At 68.0% G+C, this 24,594-nt stretch carries 18 protein-coding genes; 10 read left to right on the top strand and 8 right to left on the bottom strand.

Annotated features, from left to right (window positions below):
• Positions 1-95: 95 nt before the first annotated feature.
• The 8 genes from GO999_RS17510 to pdxH all read left to right on the top strand — a co-directional run bounded on the left by GO999_RS17510 (position 96) and on the right by pdxH (position 8,710).
• Complete coding sequence (locus tag GO999_RS17510) at positions 96-998, top strand: DMT family transporter (RefSeq protein ID WP_011003983.1); 903 nt, start codon at positions 96-98, stop codon at positions 996-998.
• 46 nt (positions 999-1,044) lie between these two features.
• Positions 1,045-1,761: a B3/B4 domain-containing protein gene (locus tag GO999_RS17505; protein ID WP_249215105.1), complete on the top strand. Its 717-nt coding sequence runs from the start codon at positions 1,045-1,047 to the stop codon at positions 1,759-1,761.
• Between the two features lie 90 nt (positions 1,762-1,851).
• Complete coding sequence (locus GO999_RS17500; protein WP_011003981.1) at positions 1,852-2,532, top strand: YggS family pyridoxal phosphate-dependent enzyme; 681 nt, start codon at positions 1,852-1,854, stop codon at positions 2,530-2,532.
• Between the two features lie 14 nt (positions 2,533-2,546).
• On the top strand, positions 2,547-4,727 hold the full coding sequence (locus GO999_RS17495) for an oxidoreductase (RefSeq protein WP_162916072.1): 2,181 nt from the start codon (positions 2,547-2,549) through the stop codon (positions 4,725-4,727).
• The gene (gene trpD, locus GO999_RS17490) at positions 4,720-5,754 is read left to right on the top strand and encodes an anthranilate phosphoribosyltransferase (RefSeq protein ID WP_019719398.1); all 1,035 of its coding nucleotides are present in this window, start codon (positions 4,720-4,722) and stop codon (positions 5,752-5,754) included. The genes GO999_RS17495 and trpD overlap by 8 nt, the downstream gene beginning before the upstream one ends.
• 46 nt (positions 5,755-5,800) lie before the next feature.
• Positions 5,801-6,607, top strand: coding sequence for an indole-3-glycerol phosphate synthase TrpC (gene trpC, locus GO999_RS17485; protein ID WP_211907039.1), 807 nt, complete (start codon positions 5,801-5,803; stop codon positions 6,605-6,607).
• 153 nt (positions 6,608-6,760) lie between these two features.
• Positions 6,761-8,047, top strand: a complete 1,287-nt coding sequence (locus GO999_RS17480) for a diaminopimelate decarboxylase family protein (protein ID WP_165591915.1) — start codon at positions 6,761-6,763, stop codon at positions 8,045-8,047.
• A gap of 21 nt (positions 8,048-8,068) precedes the next feature.
• Positions 8,069-8,710 carry a pyridoxamine 5'-phosphate oxidase gene (gene pdxH / locus GO999_RS17475; RefSeq protein WP_019719396.1) on the top strand — a complete coding sequence of 214 codons (642 nt, stop codon included), beginning with the start codon at positions 8,069-8,071 and terminating at the stop codon, positions 8,708-8,710.
• Positions 8,711-8,804: 94 nt separating this feature from the next.
• On the opposite strand, the gene GO999_RS17470 is transcribed toward pdxH, so the two are convergent.
• Complete coding sequence (locus tag GO999_RS17470) at positions 8,805-9,719, bottom strand: LysR family transcriptional regulator (RefSeq protein WP_011003975.1); 915 nt, start codon at positions 9,717-9,719, stop codon at positions 8,805-8,807.
• A gap of 115 nt (positions 9,720-9,834) precedes the next feature.
• Here GO999_RS17470 and metE point away from each other — a divergent pair, with 115 nt between their 5' ends.
• Positions 9,835-12,165, top strand: a complete 2,331-nt coding sequence (gene metE, locus GO999_RS17465; protein WP_211907038.1) for a 5-methyltetrahydropteroyltriglutamate--homocysteine S-methyltransferase — start codon at positions 9,835-9,837, stop codon at positions 12,163-12,165.
• A gap of 77 nt (positions 12,166-12,242) precedes the next feature.
• Here the strand turns inward: metE and GO999_RS17460 are convergent, their stop codons facing one another.
• From GO999_RS17460 to GO999_RS17450, 3 genes are read right to left on the bottom strand one after another with little or no spacing between them, the layout of a single operon-like run.
• Complete coding sequence (locus GO999_RS17460; protein WP_011003973.1) at positions 12,243-12,914, bottom strand: DUF799 domain-containing protein; 672 nt, start codon at positions 12,912-12,914, stop codon at positions 12,243-12,245.
• A complete protein-coding gene (locus GO999_RS17455; protein ID WP_211907180.1) occupies positions 12,914-13,282 on the bottom strand; it encodes a DUF4810 domain-containing protein in 369 nt (122 codons plus the stop codon). Before GO999_RS17455 ends, GO999_RS17460 begins: the two co-directional genes overlap by 1 nt.
• A gap of 51 nt (positions 13,283-13,333) precedes the next feature.
• Positions 13,334-13,963 (bottom strand): CsgG/HfaB family protein, encoded by a 630-nt coding sequence (locus GO999_RS17450; protein WP_016723817.1) that lies wholly within the window; start codon positions 13,961-13,963, stop codon positions 13,334-13,336.
• A 735-nt stretch (positions 13,964-14,698) separates the two neighbouring features.
• Between GO999_RS17450 and GO999_RS17445 the strand changes: the two genes are divergently transcribed.
• On the top strand, positions 14,699-17,806 hold the full coding sequence (locus tag GO999_RS17445) for a leucine-rich repeat domain-containing protein (RefSeq protein ID WP_211907037.1): 3,108 nt from the start codon (positions 14,699-14,701) through the stop codon (positions 17,804-17,806).
• Between the two features lie 86 nt (positions 17,807-17,892).
• Here the strand turns inward: GO999_RS17445 and GO999_RS17440 are convergent, their stop codons facing one another.
• From GO999_RS17440 to GO999_RS17425, 4 genes are read right to left on the bottom strand one after another with little or no spacing between them, the layout of a single operon-like run.
• Positions 17,893-18,672 (bottom strand): crotonase/enoyl-CoA hydratase family protein, encoded by a 780-nt coding sequence (locus GO999_RS17440; protein ID WP_211907036.1) that lies wholly within the window; start codon positions 18,670-18,672, stop codon positions 17,893-17,895.
• A gap of 34 nt (positions 18,673-18,706) precedes the next feature.
• On the bottom strand, positions 18,707-21,796 hold the full coding sequence (locus GO999_RS17435; protein ID WP_211907035.1) for an efflux RND transporter permease subunit: 3,090 nt from the start codon (positions 21,794-21,796) through the stop codon (positions 18,707-18,709).
• Positions 21,793-22,923 carry an efflux RND transporter periplasmic adaptor subunit gene (locus GO999_RS17430; protein ID WP_029240505.1) on the bottom strand — a complete coding sequence of 377 codons (1,131 nt, stop codon included), beginning with the start codon at positions 22,921-22,923 and terminating at the stop codon, positions 21,793-21,795. The genes GO999_RS17435 and GO999_RS17430 overlap by 4 nt, the downstream gene beginning before the upstream one ends.
• The gene (locus GO999_RS17425; protein ID WP_211907034.1) at positions 22,920-24,488 is read right to left on the bottom strand and encodes an efflux transporter outer membrane subunit; all 1,569 of its coding nucleotides are present in this window, start codon (positions 24,486-24,488) and stop codon (positions 22,920-22,922) included. The genes GO999_RS17430 and GO999_RS17425 overlap by 4 nt, the downstream gene beginning before the upstream one ends.
• Positions 24,489-24,594: the final 106 nt, after the last annotated feature.

Below are 24,594 nucleotides of genomic sequence, written 5' to 3'. Positions count from 1 at the left end.
GTTCAAGACATCAGGACTGTCAAGTTATGAAACTAGGTGCCAATGCGCGGTCGATGTTTCATGCGACCGGCAACCTCTCCAAAACAGGGTGACACATGTCGAATCGCACGATCGGATATCTGCTCCTTTCACTCGCCATGATGACCGTCGGCTCCACCGTGATCGCCTCAAAGCTCATCGCAGGCAACCTGCCGCCCTTCCCGGCAACCGCGCTCCGTTTCGCCGTCGCGCTGCCCTTTCTGTTCGCTCTGGTGCTGCTTCGCGGCCAGCGCTGGCCGCGCCTGAGCGGCAGGGCATGGGGGCTCCTGGTTCTGCAAGCCGGCGCCGGTAGCGTCGGCTATACGACGCTGCTCATTTCGGGTCTGGCCCATTTGCCCGCGGCCGACGCCGGCGTCGTCATCGGGACCCTGCCGGCGGTATCGGCGCTCTTCTCGGTCATCGTCCTCGGCGAGCGGCCGAAACTGCGGCTGATGGTCAGCGTGCTGCTGGCAACGATCGGCGTGATGGCGGTCGCCTGGACGGGCTCGGGCTCCGCGCCGCTCACGGGCGTGCTGTTCATCCTCGGCGCGGTCGTTTGCGAAAGCGCCTTCATTTTGCTCAACAAGCGGATGCCCGTACCGTTGCCCCCCCTGCTTCAGGCCACGGCGATGACCGCCCTGGGGCTGCTGGTGTCCTTACCGTTCGCTGTGCTCGAGTTCCCCGCTACAGTACCCTCGACCGCGGCGATCGCGGCCGTGGTCTGGTATGCGCTCGTCCCCACGGTCGGTGGATTCCTCCTCTGGTACGCAGGCGCCGCCCGCGTCAGCGGCAGCGAAGCGGCCACCTTCACCGCGGTGGCGCCGCTGACCGCCGTCGCGCTTGCGGCGCTGTTCCTCAACGAACGGATCGGCGCCACGCAGGCATTCGGGGTGGTTGCCGTGATCCTCGCGATCCTGACGCTCACGCTTTCCGTGCGTCCCCGCCCCCTTTCCCGCCCCGTTGACAGCGACCTGCGATGACTCGCCATCGGACCTGTCAGCACGTTACCCAGCCCGACCAAGGCCTATGAACCCGAACATGTACTTCTACCATTCCGACGCCGTGTGGGACCGATTTCCGACGCTCTCGGCCCTGACGATGGTTCTGCGCGGCGTTCGCGCCACCAGTGACGCGGCAGTGGATATCGATACAACGCTGGATCAGGTTGCCGCCCAACTGGACCGGACTGCCGAAGGCGAGCTGCCGTCCATCCAGGCCTGGCGCCAGGCGTACTCGACGATGGGGTTGAAGCCGACCCAGTATCGCTGCGCGGCGGAAGCGCTGCTGCGCCGGTTCCGCAAGGATCGCGAGCTGCCGCGCTTTCATCCGCTGATCGACACGCTCAACGCGGAGTCGATGCACGCCGCGATACCGATCGCCGCGTTCGACTGCGCCCACATCGTCGACGGCATCACGGTCCGCCCCGCGACCGGCACCGAACGCTACCGCACCTTCCAGGGCGAGACCGAACATCCGGCGGAGGACGAAATCGTCTTCGCGGACGCAGCCGACGAAGCGCACTCGCGCAGGTGGGTGTTTCGACAGGGTGCCACCTCGATCGTATCGAAGGCGTCCGACACCGTGCTGATCGTTGCCGAAGCGCTGCACGACCGGGCCGCGGAAGACCTGTCGGCGCTGCGCGAATCGATTCGCCAGCGCATGAACGCCTTGGGCATTGCCATCACCGACGACGCAATGCTGACGCGTTCGCACAAACGCTTCACGTTCGCCCATGGCATCTGAGCACAAGGGCCTCCCCACCCTCAGCCGGGTGAGCCCCCCTTTCGACACCACGCCGCCGACCGGCAGATCGTTACAGGAATGCGCAAACGTATGGGCTGCAATCTGGAAGACAACATCGGACGGATCAGGAAAGCCATCCAGCATGCGGCCATCGACAACGGCCGTCGCGCCGATGCGGTGACGCTCGTTGCCGCATCAAAGACGGTCGAATCCCATCGCATTCAGAAGGCAATCGATTTGGGGCTGACCGTGTTTGGCGAGAACCGGGTCCAGGAAGCCGTGAGCAAGTGGCCGGAACTGCGCAGCCGCAACCCCGGCATCGAGCTGCATCTGATTGGCCCGCTGCAGTCGAACAAAGTCCGCCAGGCCGTTGACCTCTTTGACGTGATTGAATCGGTGGACCGGTCCAGGCTGGCCAGGGCCATCGCGGAGGAAGCCGAAAGGCAAGGACATGCTCCGGCCATCTACATTCAGGTGAACGTCGGCAAGGAGCCGCAGAAAGGTGGCGTTCTACCCGCCGAGGCCTCGGCCTTGATCGGCGAATGCCGTGATGTCTATCAACTGAACGTCCAAGGGTTGATGTGCATTCCGCCCGCCGGCCTCGATCCCTCCGGTCATTTCGCCGGCCTGCGATCGATCGCAGCGGATCACGGGCTCCACGTCCTGTCGATGGGGATGAGCGCGGACTACCCCCAGGCGATCGCGCAAGGCGCCACGCATGTGCGGGTCGGCAGCGCCCTGTTCGGCGCACGCGCGCCGCTTCAGCCATGAGGGCGCCGGATGGAATGGCATCCGGGCCGGCGCGGTTCGATCCGCTGTTTGAGCCGGTGCAGCTGGGCCCGGTGGTCGCGAAGAACCGCTTCTATCAGGTGCCGCATTGCAACGGCATGAACCGTGTCCACCCCAGCTCCATGGCGCGCATGCGCGGGATCAAGGCCGAAGGCGGATGGGGCGCCATCTGCACCGAGCAATGCGACATCCACTACTCCGGCTGCCACCCGCGCGAACTCAGGCTCTGGGATGCGCAGGACATCCCGATCCTGGCCAAAGCCTGCGAGGAAATCCATCGCCATGGCGCACTGGCCGGGATCGAACTGGCGCATAACGGCTTTCATGTAAGCAATCTGGAAACCCGCGCCATTCCGATCGCCCCCTCCCTGGCACCGACACGCGGCATCGCGCCCGTCACCGCCCGCGAGATGGACAAGCGGGACATTCAGGACGTGCGCCGCTGGCATCGCACCGCGGCGCTGAATGCCAAGCGGGCCGGCTTCGATATCGTGTATGTCTATGCCAGCCACGATATGACGCTGCCCGCCCACTTTCTATCGCGACGCCACAACCGGCGCACCGACGAATACGGGGGCAGCCTCGAAAACCGCGTGCGGCTGCTGCGCGAACTTGTCATGGATACGAAGGAAGCCGTGGGCGACCGCTGTGCCGTCGCCTTGCGCTTCGGCGTGGATGAGCTGATGGGTTCGGGCGGCCTGTCCTCGGAGGGCGAAGGGCGTGACGTGGTCGAAATGCTCGCGGACTTGCCGGATCTATGGGACGTCAACCTCAGTCCGTTCGGCAATGACGGACAGACCTCGCGCTTCAGCGACGAGGGGTTTCAGGATCGCTACATTCGCTTTGTCAAGCGCGTGACCGGCAAACCGGTTGTCGGCGTGGGACGCTTCACATCGCCCGACCACATGCTCGCCCTGGTCACGTCCGGCGCGTTGGACCTCATCGGCGCCGCCAGGCCTTCGATCGCCGACCCGTTCCTGCCGGAGAAGATCAGGAACGGCGCGTTCGACGATATCCGCGAGTGCATCGGCTGCAATCTCTGCGTGGCGTCGGACAAGCTGAGCGTTCCGCTGCGCTGCACGCAGAATCCGACCATGGGCGAAGAATGGCGCCGTGACTGGCACCCGGAGGTCATTCCGCCCAGGGATACGGACGATCGGGTGCTGGTGATCGGTGCCGGGCCCGCCGGGCTCGAGGCGGCCGTCTGGCTTGGGCGGCGCGGATACGAGACGATTCTGGCCGACCGCGCGCGCCACTTCGGCGGTCGCGCAGTGGCCGAATCCCATTTGCCTGGACTGCACGCCTGGCGCCGGGTGGCAGATTGGCGCCTGGGCCAGTTGCGCAAGGACCGGCATGTCCTGATGCTCCCCGAGAACGACGTGACAGCCGAGATCGCGCTGGAATCCGACTGCAGCCTGATCGTGGTCGCGACCGGTGCCGAATGGCGCAGGGATGGCGTGGGTCGCACGCATGCCTTGCCCATTCCGGGCCTGGACGCGCTCCCGGTGTACTCCCCGGACGACATCATGGCCGGCAGGATTCCCGCCGGCCGCGTCCTGCTCTTCGACGACGATCACTATTACATGGGTGGGGTCATCAGCGAAAAGCTCGCCGCGCACGGCTGCGCCGTGGAATTCGTGACGCCGGAAAGCCTGGTCTCCGCGTTCACGGTCAATACCGCTGAGCAGCCCCGCATCCAGAAGCGCCTGATCGAGTGCGCCAGCAACGTGCATGTGTCGCACAAACTCACCCATGTCGCGGGCGATGGCGCGGTCATCTCATGCGTCTTTTCAGGACGCGAGCACTTCATCCCCGCCGATGCGATTGTGCTGGTGACATCCCAGGTGCCGCACGACCGCCTGTACCACGACATCCTCGAGCGCATCGGAAACCGGGACGCGCGCGATGCGGTGCCGCGTGTCTTGCGGATCGGAGACTGCCACGCGCCGGGCACCATTGCCGCCGCGGTCTTCGCCGGTCACCTGCTGGCCAGAACGCTCGACAACGTCCTTTACGACGCGCCGCCATTCCGCCGCGAAAGCGTTGCCATGGACTGGAACCAGGCACTGGACACGCCGCCGCCCCGGACCCCGCACGCTCACGCCGGCCCCAGGCATGCCAGCCGGGTGCCCGACACCATCGCGCAATGCTCATCCGTGGTGAAGGAAGATGTTTGATCTCAAGGCCACCATCGGACGTCTTGCGCAAGGACAGACCCTCGGCCGCCAGGACGCCTGGATGCTGTTCGAGCAGATGGCGTTCGGGCATGCCAGCCACGCACAGCTCGGTGCCCTGCTGATGGCGCTGCGCGTCCGGGGGGAAACCGTCGAGGAAATCGTCGGCGCTGCCCTGGCCATGCGTGCCCGGATGGTGCCGGTCAAGGCCCCCGCCGACGCCGTGGATATCGTGGGCACGGGCGGCGACAACGCGGGCACATACAACATCTCGACGTGCGCGGCGTTCATCGTCGCGGGTGCGGGCGTGCCCGTGGCGAAGCATGGAAACCGGGCGCTGTCCTCAAAATCCGGTGCGGCCGATGTGCTGTCCGCGCTGGGGGTCAACCTGGATCAGACCCCCGCGGATATCGAACGGTGCATCGCCGAAGCCGGCATCGGCTTCATGTTCGCGCCGACGCATCATCCCGCGCTGAAACAGTTGATGCCGGTGCGCGTCGACCTCGCGACGCGGACGATCTTCAATCTTCTCGGGCCGCTGCTCAATCCGGCCGGCGTCAGGCATCACCTGATCGGCGTCTATTCCCGCGCTTGGGTCGAACCGCTGGCCCATGCGCTGGGCGATCTGGGCTCGGAGCGGGCCCTTGTCGTCCATGGGTCGGATGGTCTGGACGAGATCACCACGGTCGGTCCCACCTTTGTCTCGATACTGGCGCGCGGACGCGTGCGCAGTTTCGAGATCACCCCGGAAATGGTTGGCCTGGTGCGCGCCAACCCGGCGGAACTCAAAGGCGCCGACGGCAAATGGAATGCGGTAGCGCTGCGGCGCGTGCTGGAAGGTCAGCCTGGCGCGTATCGCGATATCGCGCTGTTCAACGCGGCAGGCGGTTTGATTGCCGCCGGCGTGGTCGAGGACTGGCCGGATGCCATGGCGCTCGCGCGTGCGTCGGTCGACGACGGCGCGGCGCTGGCGACACTGAATCGGCTGGTCGAGGCGTCCCAACCGGAAGGCCACGTCCAGCCGTACTGATCGCGTTCCCCTGTCAACGGATTTGCGCTGCGGAGAAAGGTGGGATATGGGCATTCTGGATGCCATCAAGCTTGGCAAAGAAAAAGAAGTCGCGCATGCCAAAACCGTTCGGAAACTGTCCGGATTGGAACAGGCAATCAAGCAACGGCCGCCGCCCCGCGAATTCGTGGGGGCGGTCGCCGAGCGCGCAGGCAATGGAACCGTGGCGCTGATTGCGGAGATCAAAAAGGCCAGCCCATCCAAGGGTCTCATTCGCAGCGACTTCCAGGTTGCCGCAATTGCCGAGGCCTACCGGGACGGTGGCGCGGCGTGCCTGTCGGTCTTGACCGACCAGACCTTCTTCCAGGGCAAACCGGCCGACCTGGAGCTGGCCAAGGCGGTATCGGGCCTGCCGGTCTTGCGCAAGGACTTCATGATCGATCCCTACCAGGTCCATGAAGCGCGCGCCATGGGGGCCGACGCCATTCTCCTGATCCTGGCCATGCTCGACCATGGCCAGGCGATCGAACTGGAGGCTGCTGCCCAGGCCATGGGCATGGGCGTGCTGATCGAAATCCATGACGAGCCGGAGCTGGAGCGCGCGATGGCAATGCAGTCGCGACTGATCGGCATCAACAATCGCGACCTGGCCACGTTCGCCGCGGATCTGACGACATCCGAGAGACTCGCCTCCAAGGTGGACCGCAACCGCATCGTCATCAGCGAAAGCGGTATCGGCGGGCACCGCGATGTGATCCGCCTGATGGAAGCCGGCATCAACGGCTTTCTCATCGGCGAGCAGCTCCTGCGGGCGCGTCATATCGAAAGCGCGACGCGCGAGATCGCGCAAGCCCGCCTCCACGCCTCACCGTAGCGCCCGGGACCGGCGCCCCGGACCATGCACCGGGCGCCACGATCGATGCAACGCTGAATTTCCTGATGTGAGTCAAGCCACCCGCTGCTGCCTCTGACGTAATGTCATGACCAGTAGCGCAGGCAGAAATCAACCACCCAAAGGAGCATCACCATGCCGTCGCACACGCCCATCACGGTCCCAGCCGGACTTCACGATCAACCACGCCTGGCGGAACACTGGATCGCCCGGGCGGATTTGCCGAGCATCTGCTCGCAGACCGGCACGCCGGTCTTCATTTACAGCGAAGCACAACTGGTCAGGAACATCCGGCGAGTGAAATCGGCGATCTCCGCGGCGGGCCTCGATGGCCGCGTGTCGATCTTTGTTCCGTTCTTTCCCAACGCGAATCCGCACATCCTGAAACCGTTGCGCGACGAAGGGGCCGGCATCCTGCTGCAGATGCCGAACGAGTACAAGCTCATCACCCAGTACGGGTTCTCCGATTTCATCGTCTCGCCCGGCCATGTCTCCAATGAGGAGATCGCCTTCTGGAGCAAGAAGGACTATCCGGTCTTTCTTGCCAGCCTGGACGAGATCGCCTACGCCATTCGCGAACATGCGCCCACGATCAGCGTGCGCATCGACAGTCTTGGCTCCGACAAGCCCGGCATCAAGGTCGATCAGCTGGGCGACCTGGCGAAGCTGCTGTCGGCAAACGGCCGGACGCTCGAATGCTTTGAAGTCTACTGCGGCAGCGGGAATTCCCTGCAGGGCATGATCGATATTGCGCGGCAGATTTTTCGGATGTACCTGGACCATTTTCCGACCGCGCGATCGATCAACTTCGCGGGAGGCCATGGGTTCGATTATGAGAAGTGGTCGGAGGCCGAGAAGCACTTCGACTGGACAACGTATTTCCAGGCCATCCGCGATCTTGCGACGGAAATGAAGATTCCCGAGACGGTCAGGTTCCTGTTCGAGCCGGGAAGAGACGTGCTGGCCGATGCCGGTGTCCTGCTCACCGGGATCAAGCGGGACATCGTGCAGCATTCCCTGGGCAATATCGTGGTCACGGACGGGTCGCGCATGCTGATGCCTTCGGCGCAGTTGCGCAACCGGGCCCACCACACGGTATTCCTGGACGCGGCGTTCAACGAGGTCGTCGACTATTCCAGGCGCTGCGTTGCCAAGGTCCGGGGGCGCAGCATCCTGCGCAACGACTACATCCTGCCGGGCGACGTCGTGGCGCCGGAAACCGTCAAGGCGGGCGAATACATGCTGATACTGGACGTCGGTGCCTATTGCGCGACCCAGCACATGGAATTTCTCAACGTGCCGCCCGCAGGCGAGGTTCTGGTTGAAGCCGATGGAGCGATCTACATGGTGACCAAGCCGGGCAATGATCTCGACAAATGGCGCAACCTCCTGCCCGAGCGTCAACGGCTCGCGGGGGCATGAAGCATGCAACGGAGTGTGACCATGAATGCGACCGATATGGATACGGAAGCGGCGTTCCGCAACGATCACGAAACCATCGCCGGTGAAGACCCCTTCGCGATGTTCGGCGAATGGCTTGAATTGGCGCACCGCAAGGAGATCAATGACGCCAATGCCATGGCGCTGGCCACCGCCGATCCGGACGGCTTGCCCAATGTGCGCATGGTGCTGCTGAAGGGGTTCGACCGCGAGGGGTTCGTCTTTTACACCAATACCGAATCCCAGAAGGGCGTCGAACTGGCGGAGAACATGCAGGCGGCAGCGGTCTTGCATTGGAAATCGCTGCGCCGCCAGGTTCGCTTTCGGGGGACGGTCAACCGCGTCTCGGCGGAAGAGGCGGATGCGTATTTTGTCTCCCGCGCCAGGGCCAGCCGGATCGGCGCCTGGGCCAGCAAACAATCACGCCCGCTCGAAAACCGCAAGGCCCTGGCCAAGTCTGTCGCGACCGAAGCGGCGCGATTCGGGATCAGCGACATACCGCGCCCCGCGTTCTGGACGGGGTTCCGAATCGTACCGAACTGCATCGAGTTCTGGATGGACAAGCCGTTCCGCCTGCATGACCGTCTGGTATTCAAGCGCTCCCATTCCGGGGAGCCCTGGTCAGCGCTGAAACTCTACCCGTAAGACCGGACGTACCGGCCGTCGCGCAGCCGCGGCGGTACGGTCCGTCAGCGGCGCCGGCAAAGTCGCCTTTGCCGGCGGATGAGACGCCCCTCCCCTACTCCAGCGCCATCAGTCCCGGCAGCCGCGCAAAGCAGATCGACTTGGCGGTCTCGATGAAATCCTGCGCGAACGGCGCCTGCGCATAGTCGCGCGCCATGGCGGCGTAGAGATCGCTCCAGACGCCCTCGCGGCCGACGCGCTTGGTAACCACGTATTCGTAATCGACGTAGCTGCGCAGGCCCCAGCTCGGCAGTGCGGCCAGACCGCGCCGGCTGGCCACCAGTTGGAGCACGGCAATGGTCAGCTCGGTGGTGCGGCGCGTGAACGCGATGCCGGCCGGCGCCAGCACCTGGCGGATCAGGTCGATGCGCTCTTCCGGCACCGGGTAGGTGATGAGGGTCTGGTCGGCAAAGTCCTTCGCCTCCAGCCACTTGCGGCTGCGCAGCGGGTGGTCGACCGGCAGCACCGCGAGGATCTCGAAGCGGAACAACGGCGCGAACACCACGCCCTGGCGCGGCTTGCGCTCGGAGCCGATCACCACGTCGGCGCGGCCCTCCTTGAGCAGCGCGAGCGGATCGGCGTGGAAGCCGGAGACAAGATCCAGCTCGACCTCGGGCCAGCGCTGGCGGAAGGCGTCCATCACGGGCATCAGCCAGTCGAAGCAGGTATGGCATTCCAGCGCGATGCGCAGCGTGCCGGCGGCGCGGCCCTTGATGCGTTCGAGGTCGCGCTCGGCGGTCTGGATGTCGGCGACCACCTTGTGCGCCAGTTCCAGCAGGCGCTCGCCTGCCTCGCTCAGCGCCACGGTCTGGCCCTTGCGGCGCACGACGGCCAGCCCGTAGTGCGACTCCAGCGCACGCAGCTGGTGCGACAGCGCCGACTGGGTCAGGTGCAGCCGCTCGGCCGCGCGCGAGACGGAGCCGCTTTCGGCCAGGGCGATCAGGGTCCGGAGATGGCGGATTTCGAGCATGGGAGGGTGCGACCGGCAGAATATGAATTCAATTCAACATTTCTCCAAATAATATCATTTGATTCATGGCCGGCCGTCGCCCATCATCGCAGCACTCTCTAAACCGACCGGCATCATGACGACCATCCATACCCTCGGCTATCCGCGCATCGGCGCGCAGCGTGAACTCAAATTCGCCCTGGAATCCTTCTGGAAAGGCGCCTCGACCGAGGCCGACCTGCGCGACACCGGCCGCGCGCTGCGCGAGCGCCACTGGAACGCCCAGCGCGACGCCGGGCTCGACTTCGTCACCGTCGGCGACTTCGCCTGGTACGACCAGGTGCTGCAGACCGCCGCGCTGCTGGGCGCCCTGCCCACGCGCTACGGCTTCGACCCGGCGCAGCTGACGCTGGCGCAATCCTTCGTGCTGGCCCGCGGCAACGCCGACCACGCGGCCATGGAAATGACCAAGTGGTTCGACACCAACTACCACTACCTCGTGCCCGAACTGACGCCGGACCTGCGCTTCGGCCCCGGCACCGGCTGGCTGTTCGACGAGGTGCGCGAAGCGCAGGCCGCCGGGCACCGCGTGAAGGTGGCGCTGCTCGGCCCCGTCACGTTCCTGCATCTGGCCAAGGCGCGCGGCGGGCTGGCCGACAAGCTGTCGCTGCTGCCGCAACTGCTGCCGGCCTACGCCGCGGTGCTCAAGCGCCTGGCGGCCGAAGGCGTCGAATGGGTGCAGATCGACGAGCCCGCACTGGTGCTGGATCTGCCGCAAGCCTGGTCGGATGCGTACGGCCCGGCCTACGCGACGCTGGCGGCGGCCGGCGGCCCCAGGCTGCTGCTCGCCACGTATTTCGAAGCCGCCTCGCACCACGCGGCGCTGATCCGATCGCTGCCGGTAGCCGGCGTGCACCTGGATCTGGTGCGCGCGCCGCAGCAGCTCGAAGCGTTCGCGCCGTGGCCGGCCGACAAGGTCCTGTCCGCCGGCGTGGTCGACGGCCGCAACATCTGGCGCACAGACCTGGAGCAAGCGCTGGCGCGCGTGGCGCCGCTGGCGCAAACCCTGGGCGAGCGCCTGTGGCTGGCGCCGAGCTGCTCGCTGCTGCACGTTCCGGTGGACCTGGCCGCCGAGACCCGGCTGGACGATGAGCTCAAGGGCTGGCTGGCCTTCGCACGCCAGAAGCTGGACGAGCTCGCCGTCCTCAAGCGTGCCGTGGTCGATGGCCGCGACGCTGCGCACGCCGCCCTGGCCGGCAGCACCGCCGCCATCGCCTCCCGCGCCGCCTCGCGCCGCGTGCACAACGACGGCGTCAAGAAGCGCGCCGTCGCCATCCGCGCGCAGGACGCCGAGCGCGCCGCGCCCTACCCGGTGCGCGCCGCGGCGCAGCAGGCCCGCCTGAACCTGCCGTTGCTGCCGACCACCACCATCGGCTCGTTCCCGCAGACGGCGGAAATCCGCCAGGCGCGCGCGCAATACAAGCGCGGCGAGCTGCAGGCGCTGGCCTACCTGGAACGCATGCGCGCCGAGATCGCCGACGTGGTGCAGCGCCAGGAAGCCCTGGGCCTGGACATGCTCGTGCACGGCGAAGCCGAGCGCAACGACATGGTCGAATACTTCGGCGAGCTGCTGTGGGGCTACGCCTTCACCGCCAACGGCTGGGTGCAGAGCTACGGTTCGCGCTGCGTGAAGCCGCCGGTCATCTACGGCGACGTGTACCGCCCCGAGCCGATGACGGTGGAGTGGTCCAGGTACGCGCAAAGCCTGACGTCCAAGCCGATGAAAGGCATGCTGACCGGCCCGGTGACGATGCTGCAATGGTCCTTCGTGCGCGACGACCAGCCGCGCGAGCAGACCGCGCTGCAGATCGCCCTGGCGCTGCGCGACGAAGTGCGCGACCTGGAAGCCGCCGGCATCGCCGCCATCCAGATCGATGAGCCGGCCTTCCGCGAGGGCCTGCCGCTGCGCGCGGGCGATGTCGCCGTCTACCTGGAGTGGGCCGCGCGCGTCTTCCGCGTGTCGGCCTCGGGCGTGCGCAACGACACGCAGATCCACACGCACATGTGCTATTCGGAGTTCAACGACATCCTGCCGGCCATCGCGTCGATGGATGCCGACGTGATCACCATCGAGACCTCGCGCTCGAACATGGAGCTGCTGGACGCCTTTGGCGAATTCGCCTACCCGAACGAGATCGGCCCGGGGGTCTACGACATCCACTCGCCGCGCGTGCCGCGCGTGGAAGAAATGGAAGCCCTGCTGGACAAGGCCGCGCAGGTGGTGCCGGTGCAGCGCCTGTGGGTCAACCCCGACTGCGGCCTGAAGACGCGCGGCTGGCCGGAAGTCGAGGCCGCGCTGCGGGGCATGGTGGAAGCGACGCGGCGCCTGCGCGCCAGGCATGCCGGCGCGGTGCATGCCGGCACCCCGGCCACGCGGGCGGAACACGCGGAAAGCGCGCTCGCCTGACCTTCCCGGCCAATAAAAAAACGCCAACCGGATCGCTCCGGCTGGCGTTTTTTTTTGAGCGATGAACGATCCGCCGATCAGTCCGTGCCGTACTTCGGCGAACGCGGACCGTACAGCAGGCCACCATGCGGGCCCGCCGACAGCAGCCGCGCGCTGGTCGCGCCCGCCACCGAGTAGCCCGAGTCGATCGCGGTGTTGACGATCTGCTTGACCGCCGCCGACACCAGCACGCCGATGATGCCGCCGGCGTTGACGTCGACGCTGTTGCCGGTTTCCTTGCTCGACGCGCTGGCATGGCCCGTCCACAGCGTCTCGCCGCTCTTGAGGTCCACCAGCTTGGCGTCGGCCGCCACCACGGTGACGCTGTCGATCAGCATGTACTTGGTGCCGTACTGCGTAATGGTGACGTACAGCGCGGCATCGGCACCGAAGATGTCCTTGAGCTTGGCCACCGGCACGCCGTGGATGTCGCCGGCGGTGGTCAGGCCGTTCTGGCGGAAGGTCTCGTCGACCAGCGCGACCGGCAGCACGTAGTAGCCCGCTTCGGCCAGCGGCTTGGTCACCTGCGACAGCATGCCGTAGGTCGCCTTCACGTCCGGCGACTGATTGAGCGGCGGCAGCACCACGATCGAGCGCGGCTTGCTGGCCTTGAAGGCTGCGTAGTCGACGTGCTTGGCCGGCGCCGCGCAGCCTGCCATCAGGGCAACCACGCCGATGGCGGCAAACAGTTTCAGGAAGCGCTTGGCCATCAGTGGGTCCCCTTCTTCACGTTCTTCATCAGGAAGTCGATGTACGCGCCCGACTCCGGAAACAAGGCTTTCTCGGTCTGGAATTCCTGGACCATCTGGTCATCCTTGCCCAGGTTCGAATACAGCAGGCCCAGTTGGGCGTGATAGCCCGGCGGCACGGCGCCGTTGGCCGACTTGATCTTTTCCAGGCCGCGCTCGAGTTCCGCGACCTGCGCTTCCTTCGACTCGCCCTTGAAGTACTCGTACACCTGCGGCTGATAGCCTTCCCACTGGTACAGCGACTTCTGACCGGCGGCACACCCGGCCAGCAGCGCACTTCCCACGGCCATACCGGCCGCCACGCGCGACAGCGCAAACAGCTTGCTCATGACAATCATGACCCCTCGTTGATTTCCCGTTGTTATTGGTTGTTGGCTGCCTTATTGCGCGTCCGGCTTCCAGGCGCCGCTTTCGATCGCGTTGACCAGGGTGGTCACCGCCTCGCGCATGGCCAGATCCAGCACCTTGCCGTTGAGCGTCGAGTCATAGCTAGCGGTGCCGCCGAAGCCGACGACCTCGCGGTTCGACAGCTTGTATTCGCCCGCGCCGCCGGCCGAGTACACCACTTCCGAGGTGGCGATGTTGACCACGTTCAGGCTGACCTTGGCGTAAGCGATCTGCTCCCTGCCGCGGCCGAGGATGCCGAACAGTTGCTGGTCGCCGACTTCCTTGCGGCCGAACTCGGTCACGTCGCCGGTGATCACGTAGTCGGCGCCCTTGAGCTTCTGCGCGGTGTTCTTGAGGGTGGCTTCACGCTTGATCTCGACCATGTTGTCGCGATCGAGCACGTTGAAGCGATTGGTCTGCTGCAGGTGCGTGATCAGGATGGTCTTGGCCTGACCGCCGAGACGATCGACGCCATCCGAGAACACGCCGCGCATGTAGGCCGAGCGGTTGTCGAACTTGCCCACCGCGATCGGCGTGCGCACGCCCGCGTAGGGGCGGCTCGCGCTTTCCACTTTCTGCACCGGCAACGCCTGCGACGTTTCGGTCGCGCAACCGCCGAGCATGCCCAGTGCCGCTACGGCCGCACCGGCAACTGCCACTTTCGAGAATGTTTTCACTCGACTTCTCCCGTTATCAAAGCAACCCAAATAAAACTCATCAAAATATGAGATTCAGGCATTGGCGTGGCTCGCCCGTTGCCATCGGCACAGTCCTGGCCGGGCATGGCAGACAAACGAAAATCGGAAGGACCTGCGAGCGCCGTCCCGCAACGAACGGCGAATGGATTGCGTGCCGACCCGCGCCGGCATCGCAGCGAGGCATGCCACGCACCGGACGACACCGGCGGCGGCGCGTGCCACACCCTTTGATTCACCCCTGACTACCTGTTTTATTTTTCACGCCATCCAATTCGCCAAAAAGCGAACCCGCGAATTGTATCGTTAAGCTCTGACTTTCAGGTAATCAAAAGTGACTCCGAAGTGCCTCACCCGGTTTTCGGGTTGACTTTGAAAAGCGTGCGTGCCAGCCGGCCAATCTGCTGGAATCCGCCGCCGGCAAAGCCCGTCCGCATTCGCCGGCAGCGCGTCCGGTTCGACCCGGTCGAAGTCGGGCACACACCCCATGAACAGGTTGGCGGCCCCCGCCTCGGACGGGCGGCACGTCGCAGCGGCAGATGCCGGGCCCATCGCGTGAGCGGGCATCCCCGGTTCGCCGGCGGTGAGCTGATTTCGTAAGGCGGGCGGCATGGCAGCGGCGTTTGCGGCAGTCTTGCGCTTTGCCCGTCAACGGAATCAGTGATGGCCGCCCCGGTTTCCACACGCAACGCGCCTTTGCCGTCCAACCCGGCAACAGCCGACACTGGAACCCCGCGCGGGCCGAACCCGTCGGGCGAACTGGCCTACACGCCAACACGCTCGTCGGCCGGGGTCGCGTCATCACCCCTGGGCGGGCTGGCTTCCTTGCGGCTGGGGCCCGCCGCGACGAGCCCGTCTTCCGGGCCGCGCATCCTGCCGCCCGCCGCGCACGATGACCCGCGAGCCGCCGCCCTGCCGCGCGCAACGCACCTGCAAATTCACGACCGAAGGGCGCTCAGCGGACTGCGCGACCATCCCCACCTGGAAAGTGTCCATCTCAAGGGCGACTTCACGCTGGCGGACTTGAAGGCGCTTCCCACGACGCTGCGGCACCTGGACTTGAGCGAGTGCACCGGCAGCGCCAAATCGTTCCGGGCGATCGCGTATCTCGCCGGCTTGCCGCTGGAGTCGCTCAATGTGGCGGGCGCCGAGATTGGCGACGGCGGCGCGCGATTGCTGGCGGCCAACCCGTCGCTCAAGTCGCTCAACGCGGCGAGCGGCGGGATCAGTGCCAGCGGTGCCCGGATGCTGGCCGAAAGCCCGACACTCGAGTCGCTCGACCTGACCCAGAACGCGATCGGCGACGCGGGCGCGCAGGCGCTGGCGGGCAGCCGGTCGCTGCGGCATCTCGCCGTGCGCAATGGCCTCGTGACGGACCTCGGCACACGGGCGCTGGCGCTCAACCCTGCGCTGGTCTCGCTCGACCTGGGCAACCTCGTCACCGAAACGGGAAACCAGGTGGAGCAAGACGGTTACGACAAGACCGCCAACAACATCACCGCGCAAGGGGCCTGGGCCCTGGCGCAAAACCGTTCGCTGAAGTCGCTCAGCGTACAGGGCAACGACTTGTGCGGAGACGACGGCGTCCGGGCGCTGGCAAGAAACCGCACGCTGACTTCGCTGAACGTGGCCTTTACCAACATGACCTCGGCGAGTGCGAAGGCGTTGGCCGACAACCCGGTGCTCACCTCGCTCAGCGTGCGCTGGAACTACGGCCTGGACGACGCAGGGGCGATGGAACTGGCCAGGAGCCGATCGCTCACCTCGCTCGACGCACGCGACACCGGCATGAGCGCGCGCGGGGCCCTGGCGCTGGCGGCCAATGCGCGGATCAGCGTCTGGCATGACCACGCCAACCCGGTTCGGGCGCCGCTTGGCGAGCCTCCGCTATCGGGGCTGGCGGGCGATCCCGGCCAGGCATCGCGAACCGCGCCCGGCGGCGCGATCTGGTCGTCCGCCGCGCAGGCGCGCCACGATTCAGCCGAGGCCCCGGCAAACAGCGCGATGACGGCTTCGACCCTGGAGGGCTTCGCACTGATCGACCCGTTCTTCAACCGGGTGGCGCGGGAGTCTGGGCTGAACATTCAGGCGCCGCAGGAGATGCCGTGGACGCGGCTCCGACCATCCGCCTCGGAAGCGAACCACGGCAATGCCGGCGCGCACGGCGTTTCAGCCGAGGGCCTGGCAAGCAGCCGGATGGCGGCGTCGATCCGGGAGGGCCTCGGGCTCATCGACTCGTATTTCGACCGGATGGCGGAGGTGTATGGGCTGCCGGTTCGGGCGCCAGCCGCGCAGCCCGACAGCGCGGCGCCGGAGGCAACACAGCCGACGCTGCCGGCTGACGTGTGGCAGACCATTGCCGCCCAGGCAGACCCGCGCGTGCGCCGGACCCTGTCGACGGTCAGCAAGCCGCTGCGGGCTGCCGCACTGGCCGCCACGAAGCACCTGACCGTCTGGGACAAGGCGGCATTCAGCCGCCTGCGAAACTACCCGGCGCTGGAAAGCCTGAGCTTTCACGGCCCGCTCAGCCTCGCGGACCTGCGCGCGCTACCGCCGTCGGTGCGGCACCTGGACCTGAGCGGATGCACCGGCTCCGCGGTCTCGGAGGCGGGCCTGGCCTATCTTGCCCGGCTGCCGCTCGCATCGCTCGATCTGAGCGATACCGGCATCGGCAATCGGGGCGCGCAAGCGCTGGCCGCCAGCGCGTCGCTCACCTCGCTGAATCTGAGCGGCAACGGGATCGGCACTGCGGGTGCCGAGGCGCTGGGGCGCAATACCGTGCTGACCGCGCTCGACATCAGCGCCAATCCGATCCGCAATGCAGGCGCGCAGGCATTGGCGAGCAGCCGGTCGCTGACTTCGCTCGAACTGCGCGACACCGGGATTGAGGATGGCGGCATCGAAGCGCTGGCCGCCAATACCGTGCTGAGATCGCTCGACATCAGCGGCAACGACCTCAGCGACCAATCTGCTGCTGCGCTTGCCGCAAACCGAACGCTAACCTCGCTCAAGGCGAACGGCTGCGGCCTGACCAATGACATGGCGCAGCAGCTCGCGCGCATCCGCTCCCTGCGCACGCTCGAAGTGGGCTCGAATTCAATTGGCGATGCGGGGGTGCTGACGATCGCGCGCAACGCTTCGCTCCGATCGCTCAACCTGAGCCGCAATCCGATCACCCCGCAAGGCTTGTACCCCTTGGCGCTGAGCCGCACGCTCAAGTCGCTCGATGTGAGCCGCATCGGGTGCGGCGATCGGGGCGCGCTCCTGCTGTCGGGAAACCGCGCGCTGACCTCGCTCAAACTGGGGTTCAACCGTATCAGCAGCGAAGGCGCGCGGAGGCTGGCGGCAAACCGCACGCTCGTCTCACTGGACCTGCGCGGCAACACCATCGACGTCGCCGCCGCCAGGGCGCTGGCGAACGCCGAGCCCCTGGCTTCGCTCAACGTGAGCGATTGCAGGCTCGACGACGCAGTCGCGTGCGCGCTGGCGGAAAGCCGCACGCTGACCTCGCTCGACGTCAGCTGGAACCGGCTATCGCACCGGGCAGCCCGGGCATTGGCGGACAATCCCGTGCTGGCTTCGCTCGATATCAGCCATAACGACATCGGCCCCGAAGGCGCGCAGGCACTGGCCGACAGCGCCTCGCTGACCTTTCTCGACGCGCGCGCGAACCGCATCGGCGAGGCGGGCGCGCGGCTGCTGGAGGCCAACACCAGGATGCGGGGCACGCCGCAGAATCCGCACTTCCTGGCGCAAGACGTTCCGGAGTAACGCTGCGGGACCGTTCTGCAACGGCGACGCTGGAGCGAGCGTTTTCGGTTCGGCTGCTGACACCGGGACGCCCCCATGCGCCGCGCCTAGCCCGGCGCCCCATGGCGCCCCGCGCCGTCCGCAAAGCGCGCCGCGCCCGCCATGCCTTCGGCGAAGACCATGGGCGTGCCGTGCGCCCCCTCCTGCCGCAGCGCGGCGTCCAGCGGAAGTGCCCACTGCGCGTAGACCGATGCCCGGTCCGCGAGCATGCACCGCTGCGGCAGCGCGGCGATCTCGCGCGCGAGCTGCTGCGCGGCGGGCAGCGCCTCGCCGGGCCCGACCACGCGGCTGGCCAGCCCCATTGCCAGGGCCTCGTCGGCGTGGACCGCGCGGCCGGTGAGGATCATGTCCAGCGCCCGCCCCATGCCGACGATGCGCGGCAGGCGCACGGTGCCGCCGTCGATCAGCGGCACGCCCCAGCGGCGGCAGAACACGCCGAACACGGCATCGTGCTCCACCACCCGTAGGTCGGCCAGCAGGGCCAGTTCGAGGCCCCCGGCGACGGCGTATCCGCTGACCGCGGCAATCAGCGGTTTGGGCAGGGCCATCCGGGTCGGCCCCATCGGGCCGGGTGCGCTGCCGTCGGGCATGAGCGTGTTGCGGCGCGCGGGATCGCCGATGGCGGCCAGATCGGCGCCGGCGCAGAAATGGCCGCCCGCGCCGCCCAGCACCGCCACGCGCAGCGCATCATCGGCGGCAAAGCGCTCGAAGGCATCGAGCAGCGCGGCGGCGGTCGGCCCGTCGACGGCGTTGCGGCACGCCGGGCGGTTGAGCAGGATCGTGCAGACCGGGCCATCGGTCTGGAACAGCACAGATGCGTTGGGCATGGGCGGTCTCCTCGCCGCGGTGATCCGCCCGATGCTACACCTGCGGCGGCGAAGCCTGCGTCCCGGCCTGGCGATGGTGCGCGCCAGGCAGCTTGCGCAGCACCCAGACCTTGAGGTCGTCGACCTTCTCGAACACCACCGGCACCACCAGCAGGCTCAGCAGCGTCGAGGTCAGCAGCCCGCCGATCACCGCCACCGCCATCGGCGCGCGGAAGCCCGCGTCGCCTTCCAGGCCGAGCGCCATCGGCACCATGCCGGCGGTCATGGCCACCGTGGTCATCACGATCGGGCGGGCGCGCTTGTGGCACGCGTCGATGAGGGCCTCGGTGCGCGACATGCCGAAGTCGCGCCGCGCCACGATGGCGTACTCCACCAGCAGGATCGAGTTCTTGGTGACGATACCCATCAGCATCAGCAGGCCGATCAGCGCCGGCAGCGACAGGCTGAAGCCGAACAGCGCCAGCAGGCCGAATGCGCCGCCCACCGACAGCGGCAGCGCCGCCAGGATCGTCACCGGCTGCGTGAAGTCGTGGAACAGCAGCACCAGCACGGCATAGACGCACAGCACGCCCGCGAACATCGCCAGCAGGAAGCCGCCGAACAGCTCCTGCATGCCCTCCACGTCGCCGGAGGCGATGCGGTGCACGCCGGGCGGCAGCTTCCGGACGGAGGGCAGCGCCTCCACCGCCTGGTTGACGTCGCCCAGCGCGCCGCCCTCCAGCCCCACGCTGATGGTGACGTTGCGGCTGCGGTCGAAGCGGTCGATCTGCGCCGGGCCGCTGGACAGGGCGATGTCCGCGATGTTCTCCAGCGGCACCGCGCCGTTGCGGCCGGGCACGCGCAGCTGGCGGATCGTGTCGATCTGGTGGCGCGCCGCCGGGTCCAGCTCCACGCGGATGTAGACCTGGCGCTCCGGCAGGTTCAGCTTGGGCAGGTTGACGTCGTAGTCGCCCGCCGTGGCCACGCGCACGGCCTGCCCGATCGCCGCCGCCGTCACGCCCTGCTGCGCCGCGCGGGCAAAATCCGGGCGGATCACGACCTCGGGCCGCAGCAGGCTCGCCGACGAGGTGATCGCGCCCAGGCCGGGCACGGTGCGCAGGTCGCGCATCACGTCGCGCGCGGCCGCCTGCAGCGTGGCCGGATCATCGCCGGTCAGCACGATCTGCAGCTGCTCGCCCGAGCCCACGGCGCCGAAGGCGATCCGCACGCCGGGCACGCTCTCCAGCCGCTCGCGCAGTTCGCGCTGCACCTGCTGCTGGCTGATGTGCCGCTCGTGCCGGCCGGTGAGCGAGATCGTCAGGGTGCCGGTGCGCACCTCGCCGCCGCTGGAGCCCGGCACGCCGACCATGACGCCTGAGCCGATGGCGGTGTAGACCTGGCGCACGTCCTTGTGCGTCCGGACCACCTGGCGCACGCGCTCGGTCGCTTCGCGCGTCTGGGCGATGGTGCTGCCGGGCGGCATCTCCACCGTCATCTGCAGCTGTGCCCAGTCTTCCGGCGGCAGGAAGGTCGCCGGGATCAGCCCGATGATGGCCACCGACGCCGCGAGGAATGCCGCCGCCATGCCGCTGGTCCGCCACGGATGCGCCAGGCACCAGCGCGCGGCCCGCAGATAGCGCGTCATGATCCAGCCGTCGCGGTTGCCCTCGCGCTGGGGCTTGAGCAGGTACGCCGCCATCATCGGCGTCAGCAGGCGCGCCACCAGCAGCGAGGCCAGCACCGCAATCGAGGCCGTCCACCCGAACTGCCGGAAGAACTTGCCCGAGATGCCGCCCATGAAGGCCGTGGGCAAGAACACCGCCACCAGCGTCAGCGACGTGGCGATCACCGCCAGCCCGATCTCCTGGGCGGCCTCCATCGCCGCCTCGAACGGCGGCTTGCCGTTGCGCAGGTGGCGCACGATGTTCTCGACCTCCACGATGGCATCGTCGACCAGGATGCCGACCACCAGCGTGAGCGCCAGCAGCGTGACGCCGTTGAGCGTGAAGCCCAGCATCTGCATGGCCGCGAAGGTGGGGATGATCGACAGCGGCAGCGCCACGGCCGAGACGAACGTCGCGCGCCAGTCGCGCAGGAACAGCCACACCACCAGCACGGCGAGGATGGCGCCCTCGTACAGCGCGTGCATCGATGCGCGATAGGCGTCCGAGACCGGCTTGACCAGGTTGTAGACCTCGGTCACGCGCACGTTGGGGCGTTCGGCCTGCAGCCCGGCGATGGCAGCGCGCACGTCCTGCGCCACCGAGATCTCGCTCGCGCCGCGCGAGCGGAACACCTGGAAGCTGACCACCGGCTTGCCTTCCAGCAGCGCCATCTGGCGCGGCTCGGCGGCGGTGTCGCGCACGTCGGCCACGTCCGACAGGCGGATGCGCCGCCCGTCGGACAGCGGGATGTCCATCCGCGCCAGCTCGGCCGCGCTCTTGACGGTGCCGAGCGTGCGTACCGCCTGCTCCTGCCCACCGATGTTGCCGCGCCCGCCCGGCGCCTCCTGCTGCATGCCGCGCAGCTGCACGCTGATCTCCGCCGCCGTGACGTTCAGCGCCTGCAGCCGGACCGGATCGAGCTGCACGCGCACCTCGCGGTCCGCGCCGCCCTGGCGGGTCACCTTGGCCACGCCGCGCACCGACAGCAGCCGCTTGTTGACGGTGTTGTCGACGTACCAGGACAGGTCTTCGGCGTCCATGCCGGTGGCTTGCACCGCGTAGGTCAGCACGGGCATGGAAGCGAACGTCACGCGCGAGATCACCGGCTCCTGCACGTCGGACGGCAGCTGCGCGCGGATGCGGCTCACCGCGTCGCGCACATCGTTGACGGCCTCCTGCACGTCCTTCTCCAGCTGGAACTCGACCATCGTGGTCGAACTGCCGTCGTTGATGGTGGAGCTGATGTGCTTGATCGCACCGATGCTGGCGATGCTGTCCTCGATCTTGCGCGTGACCTCGGTCTCCATCTGCGACGGCGTCGCGCCCGGCAGCGTGGCGGTGACGGACACCGCCGGAAAATCGATGTCCGGAAAATTCTGGATCGACAGCATCCGGAACGACACCAGCCCCGCCACCGTGATCAGGATGAACAGCAGGATCGACGGAATGGGCTTGCGGATGGCCCAGGCGGAGAAGTTCATCGCGCCGCCCCCGCCGGCGCGGACGCCGCCTCGCCGGGGCCCGCCAGGCGCACCGCATCGCCGTCGTTCAGGAAGGCCGCGCCGATGGCGACCACGGCGTCGGCCGGGCCGATGCCCTGCGTCACCTCGACCTGGCCGTCCTGGCGCCGGCCCACCGCGACCTTGACCTGGCGCACGTGGTCGTGCGCGCCGAGCACCATGGCGTAGTCATAGCCGTCGCGCGAGAAGACGGCCGTCTCCGGCAAGGTCGCGGCGGGCGCGTCGCCCAGCAGAATCTCGCCGGACAGGTACATGCCGGCCTTGACCCCGCCCGGGCCGCCCGCCTCGGCCGGCAGATCGATGTAGACCAGGCCGTTGCGCGTGCTGGCGTCCACCGTGGGCGCGATCTGGCGCACGCGCCCGGCCACGGTGCCGCCGTCCATGCGGCGCAGCCGCGCCGCCTGCCCGGGGCGGATGCCCGGCAGCAGGTCGCCGTGCACTTCGGCGCGCCATTCGAGGCGGTTCTTGCGGATCAGCTTGAACAGCTCGGTGCCGGCCGAGACCACCGCGCCCACCGTCGCCGAGCGCGCGCTGATCACGCCGTCGTCCGGCGCCAGCACGCGCGTGTAGCGCAGGCGGATCTGCTGGCTGTCGAACTGCGCGCGCGCCGAGGCCAGCTTGGCCGCCGCGGTCTTGGCCTGGGTGTCGTACTGGATCAGTTCCTGCTGGCTGATCGCGCCGCTCTTGTCGAGTTCGTGCGCGCGGTGCGCTTCGCCTGCGGCCTGCGCGGCGGCGGCCTCGGCTTCGGCCAGCGCGGCGCGCTGCGCGGCCAGGTCGGTGCGCACGGTTTCGTCCGACAGGCGCGCCAGCAGTTGCCCCTGCCTGACCACGTCGCCCACGTTGACCAGCACATCGGCCAGCTTCAGGCCGCTCACCTCCGCGCCGATGCTGGCTTCCTGCCAGGCCTGCACCGCGCCGCTGGCCGTGACCGCGCGCGGCCACACCCGCTGGCTCAGCCGCACGACGTCGACCGTCAGCGCCGGCTTGGCATTGGCTGCCTGCGCGTCGGCGGGATGCCGGCCGCACGCGGCCAGCACACAGGCCATCACCGGGACGAGCCCGGCCATCCACACACGAAGTCCGATCATGAAGCGTTTCCGATGGGCGCCCGGCGCTCTGCGGCCGGCGCGGGAACAGAAGAAGCGGCATCGGCGGGCGCGGCGTCTTCGCGCCATCCGCCGCCGACGGCCTTGTACAGCGCGACCCACGCCTGCGCGCGCTCGAGCCGCACCGCCGCCAGCGATTGCGACGCCGACAGCGTGGTCCGCCGCACATCTTCGAGCTGCAGCAGGCTGCCGGCGCCGAGACGGTAGCGGGCGCTGGCCGCCTGCAGCACCGTGGCGTACTGCGCATCGGCGACGGCGGCGGCATCGAGGCGGCGGCCGGCGGCATCGAGGCGGACCAGCGCGTCCTCGACCTCCTGCGCGGCCTGGCGCACCTTGGCGCGGTAGCCGGCCAGCGCCTGGTCGTAGCGGGCGCGGGCGGTCTCCACCCGCGCGGCGCCGCTCCCGCCATCGAAGATGGGCAACGACACCGACGGCCCGAACGACCACGACTTGCTGGTCAGCGACTGCCCGCTGATGCGGAACGTATTGATGCCGATCGACCCCGCCAGCGTCAGCGACGGCAGACGGCTCGCCACCGCCACGCCGATGTCCGCGCTGGCGAGCGCCACCGCGCGCTCGGCCGACGACACGTCGGGCCGCTGCGACAGGACCTGCGCGGGCACATCGGGCACAGCGGCATCGGGCGGCGCGGGCATCCGCCCCGTGCCGGACGCCAGCAGGGCCGCGAGCGCCGCGTGGTCCAGGCCGATGAGCGTCACCAGCCGGTCGAGGCCCTGGGCGCACTGGGCCCGCTGGCTCTCCAGCGCGTTGGTCGCATCGGCCACGGTGGCTTGCGCCTGCGCCAGATCGGCGGGCGCGACAAACCCGGCGCCGAACTTGCGCTCGGTCAGCTGCAGGGTCTCCTGGCGCGAGGCCAGCGTGGTCTCGCCGATGGCGACCAGCGCCTCGCATTCGCGCTGCTGCAGATACGTGCCGGCAACCTCGGCCGACAGCGTCACGCGGGCATCGTGCCAATCGGCAAGGCTGGCGTCGAGGCGCGCATCGGCGCCCTCCAGGCTGCGCCGCTTGCCGCCGAACAGGTCGAGCTCCCACGATACATCGGACGTGGCCGCCAGCGTGGTGAAGGTGCCGAGCCCCAGCGTCGGGCTGACGCCGGTGGCCGACACGCCCGTGCCTGCGGCCCCGCCGAGGACCTGGCTGCCGCCGAACCCGCCCTGCCGCACGGCCGAGCCGCTGCCCTTCAGTTGCGGGAACAGCGCCGCCCGGCTGCTCGACACCGACGCGCGGGCCTCGCGCACGCGGCCCACGGCCTGCGCCAGCGTGGGGCTGTCGGCATCGGCCTGTTCGATCAGCTGCGTGAGGGCCGGATCGTGGAACTGCTCCCACCAGCGGGCCAGCATCATGCGGCTGCCGTGGTGCGGCAGCGTGGCATGCCAGCCGGCGGGCGCTTCCACGCCGGCGAGCCTGGGGGCGCGGTAGTCCGGACCGACCGCGCAGGCCGCCAGCGCAAGCGCCAGCAGCGTCGGCACCGCGCGGCACGCAAGACCGGCAGGCCACGGGGTGCCGGCGGGTCGACTTGGAGTCATGGGCTCATCCTCGGAGAAGCGCCTCGCGGCGCAGCCGGGATTATGCCCAGTCGCGCCTGCGCGGAGCGCATTTGGAAGGGGGTGTGGAGCAGCCGTTTTCATCGGC

This window comes from Ralstonia nicotianae (assembly GCF_018243235.1).
GTDB classification, from domain to species: domain Bacteria; phylum Pseudomonadota; class Gammaproteobacteria; order Burkholderiales; family Burkholderiaceae; genus Ralstonia; species Ralstonia nicotianae.
Note: the sequence above shows the minus strand (reverse complement) of the source record. Positions and strands in the feature narration are given on the sequence as shown.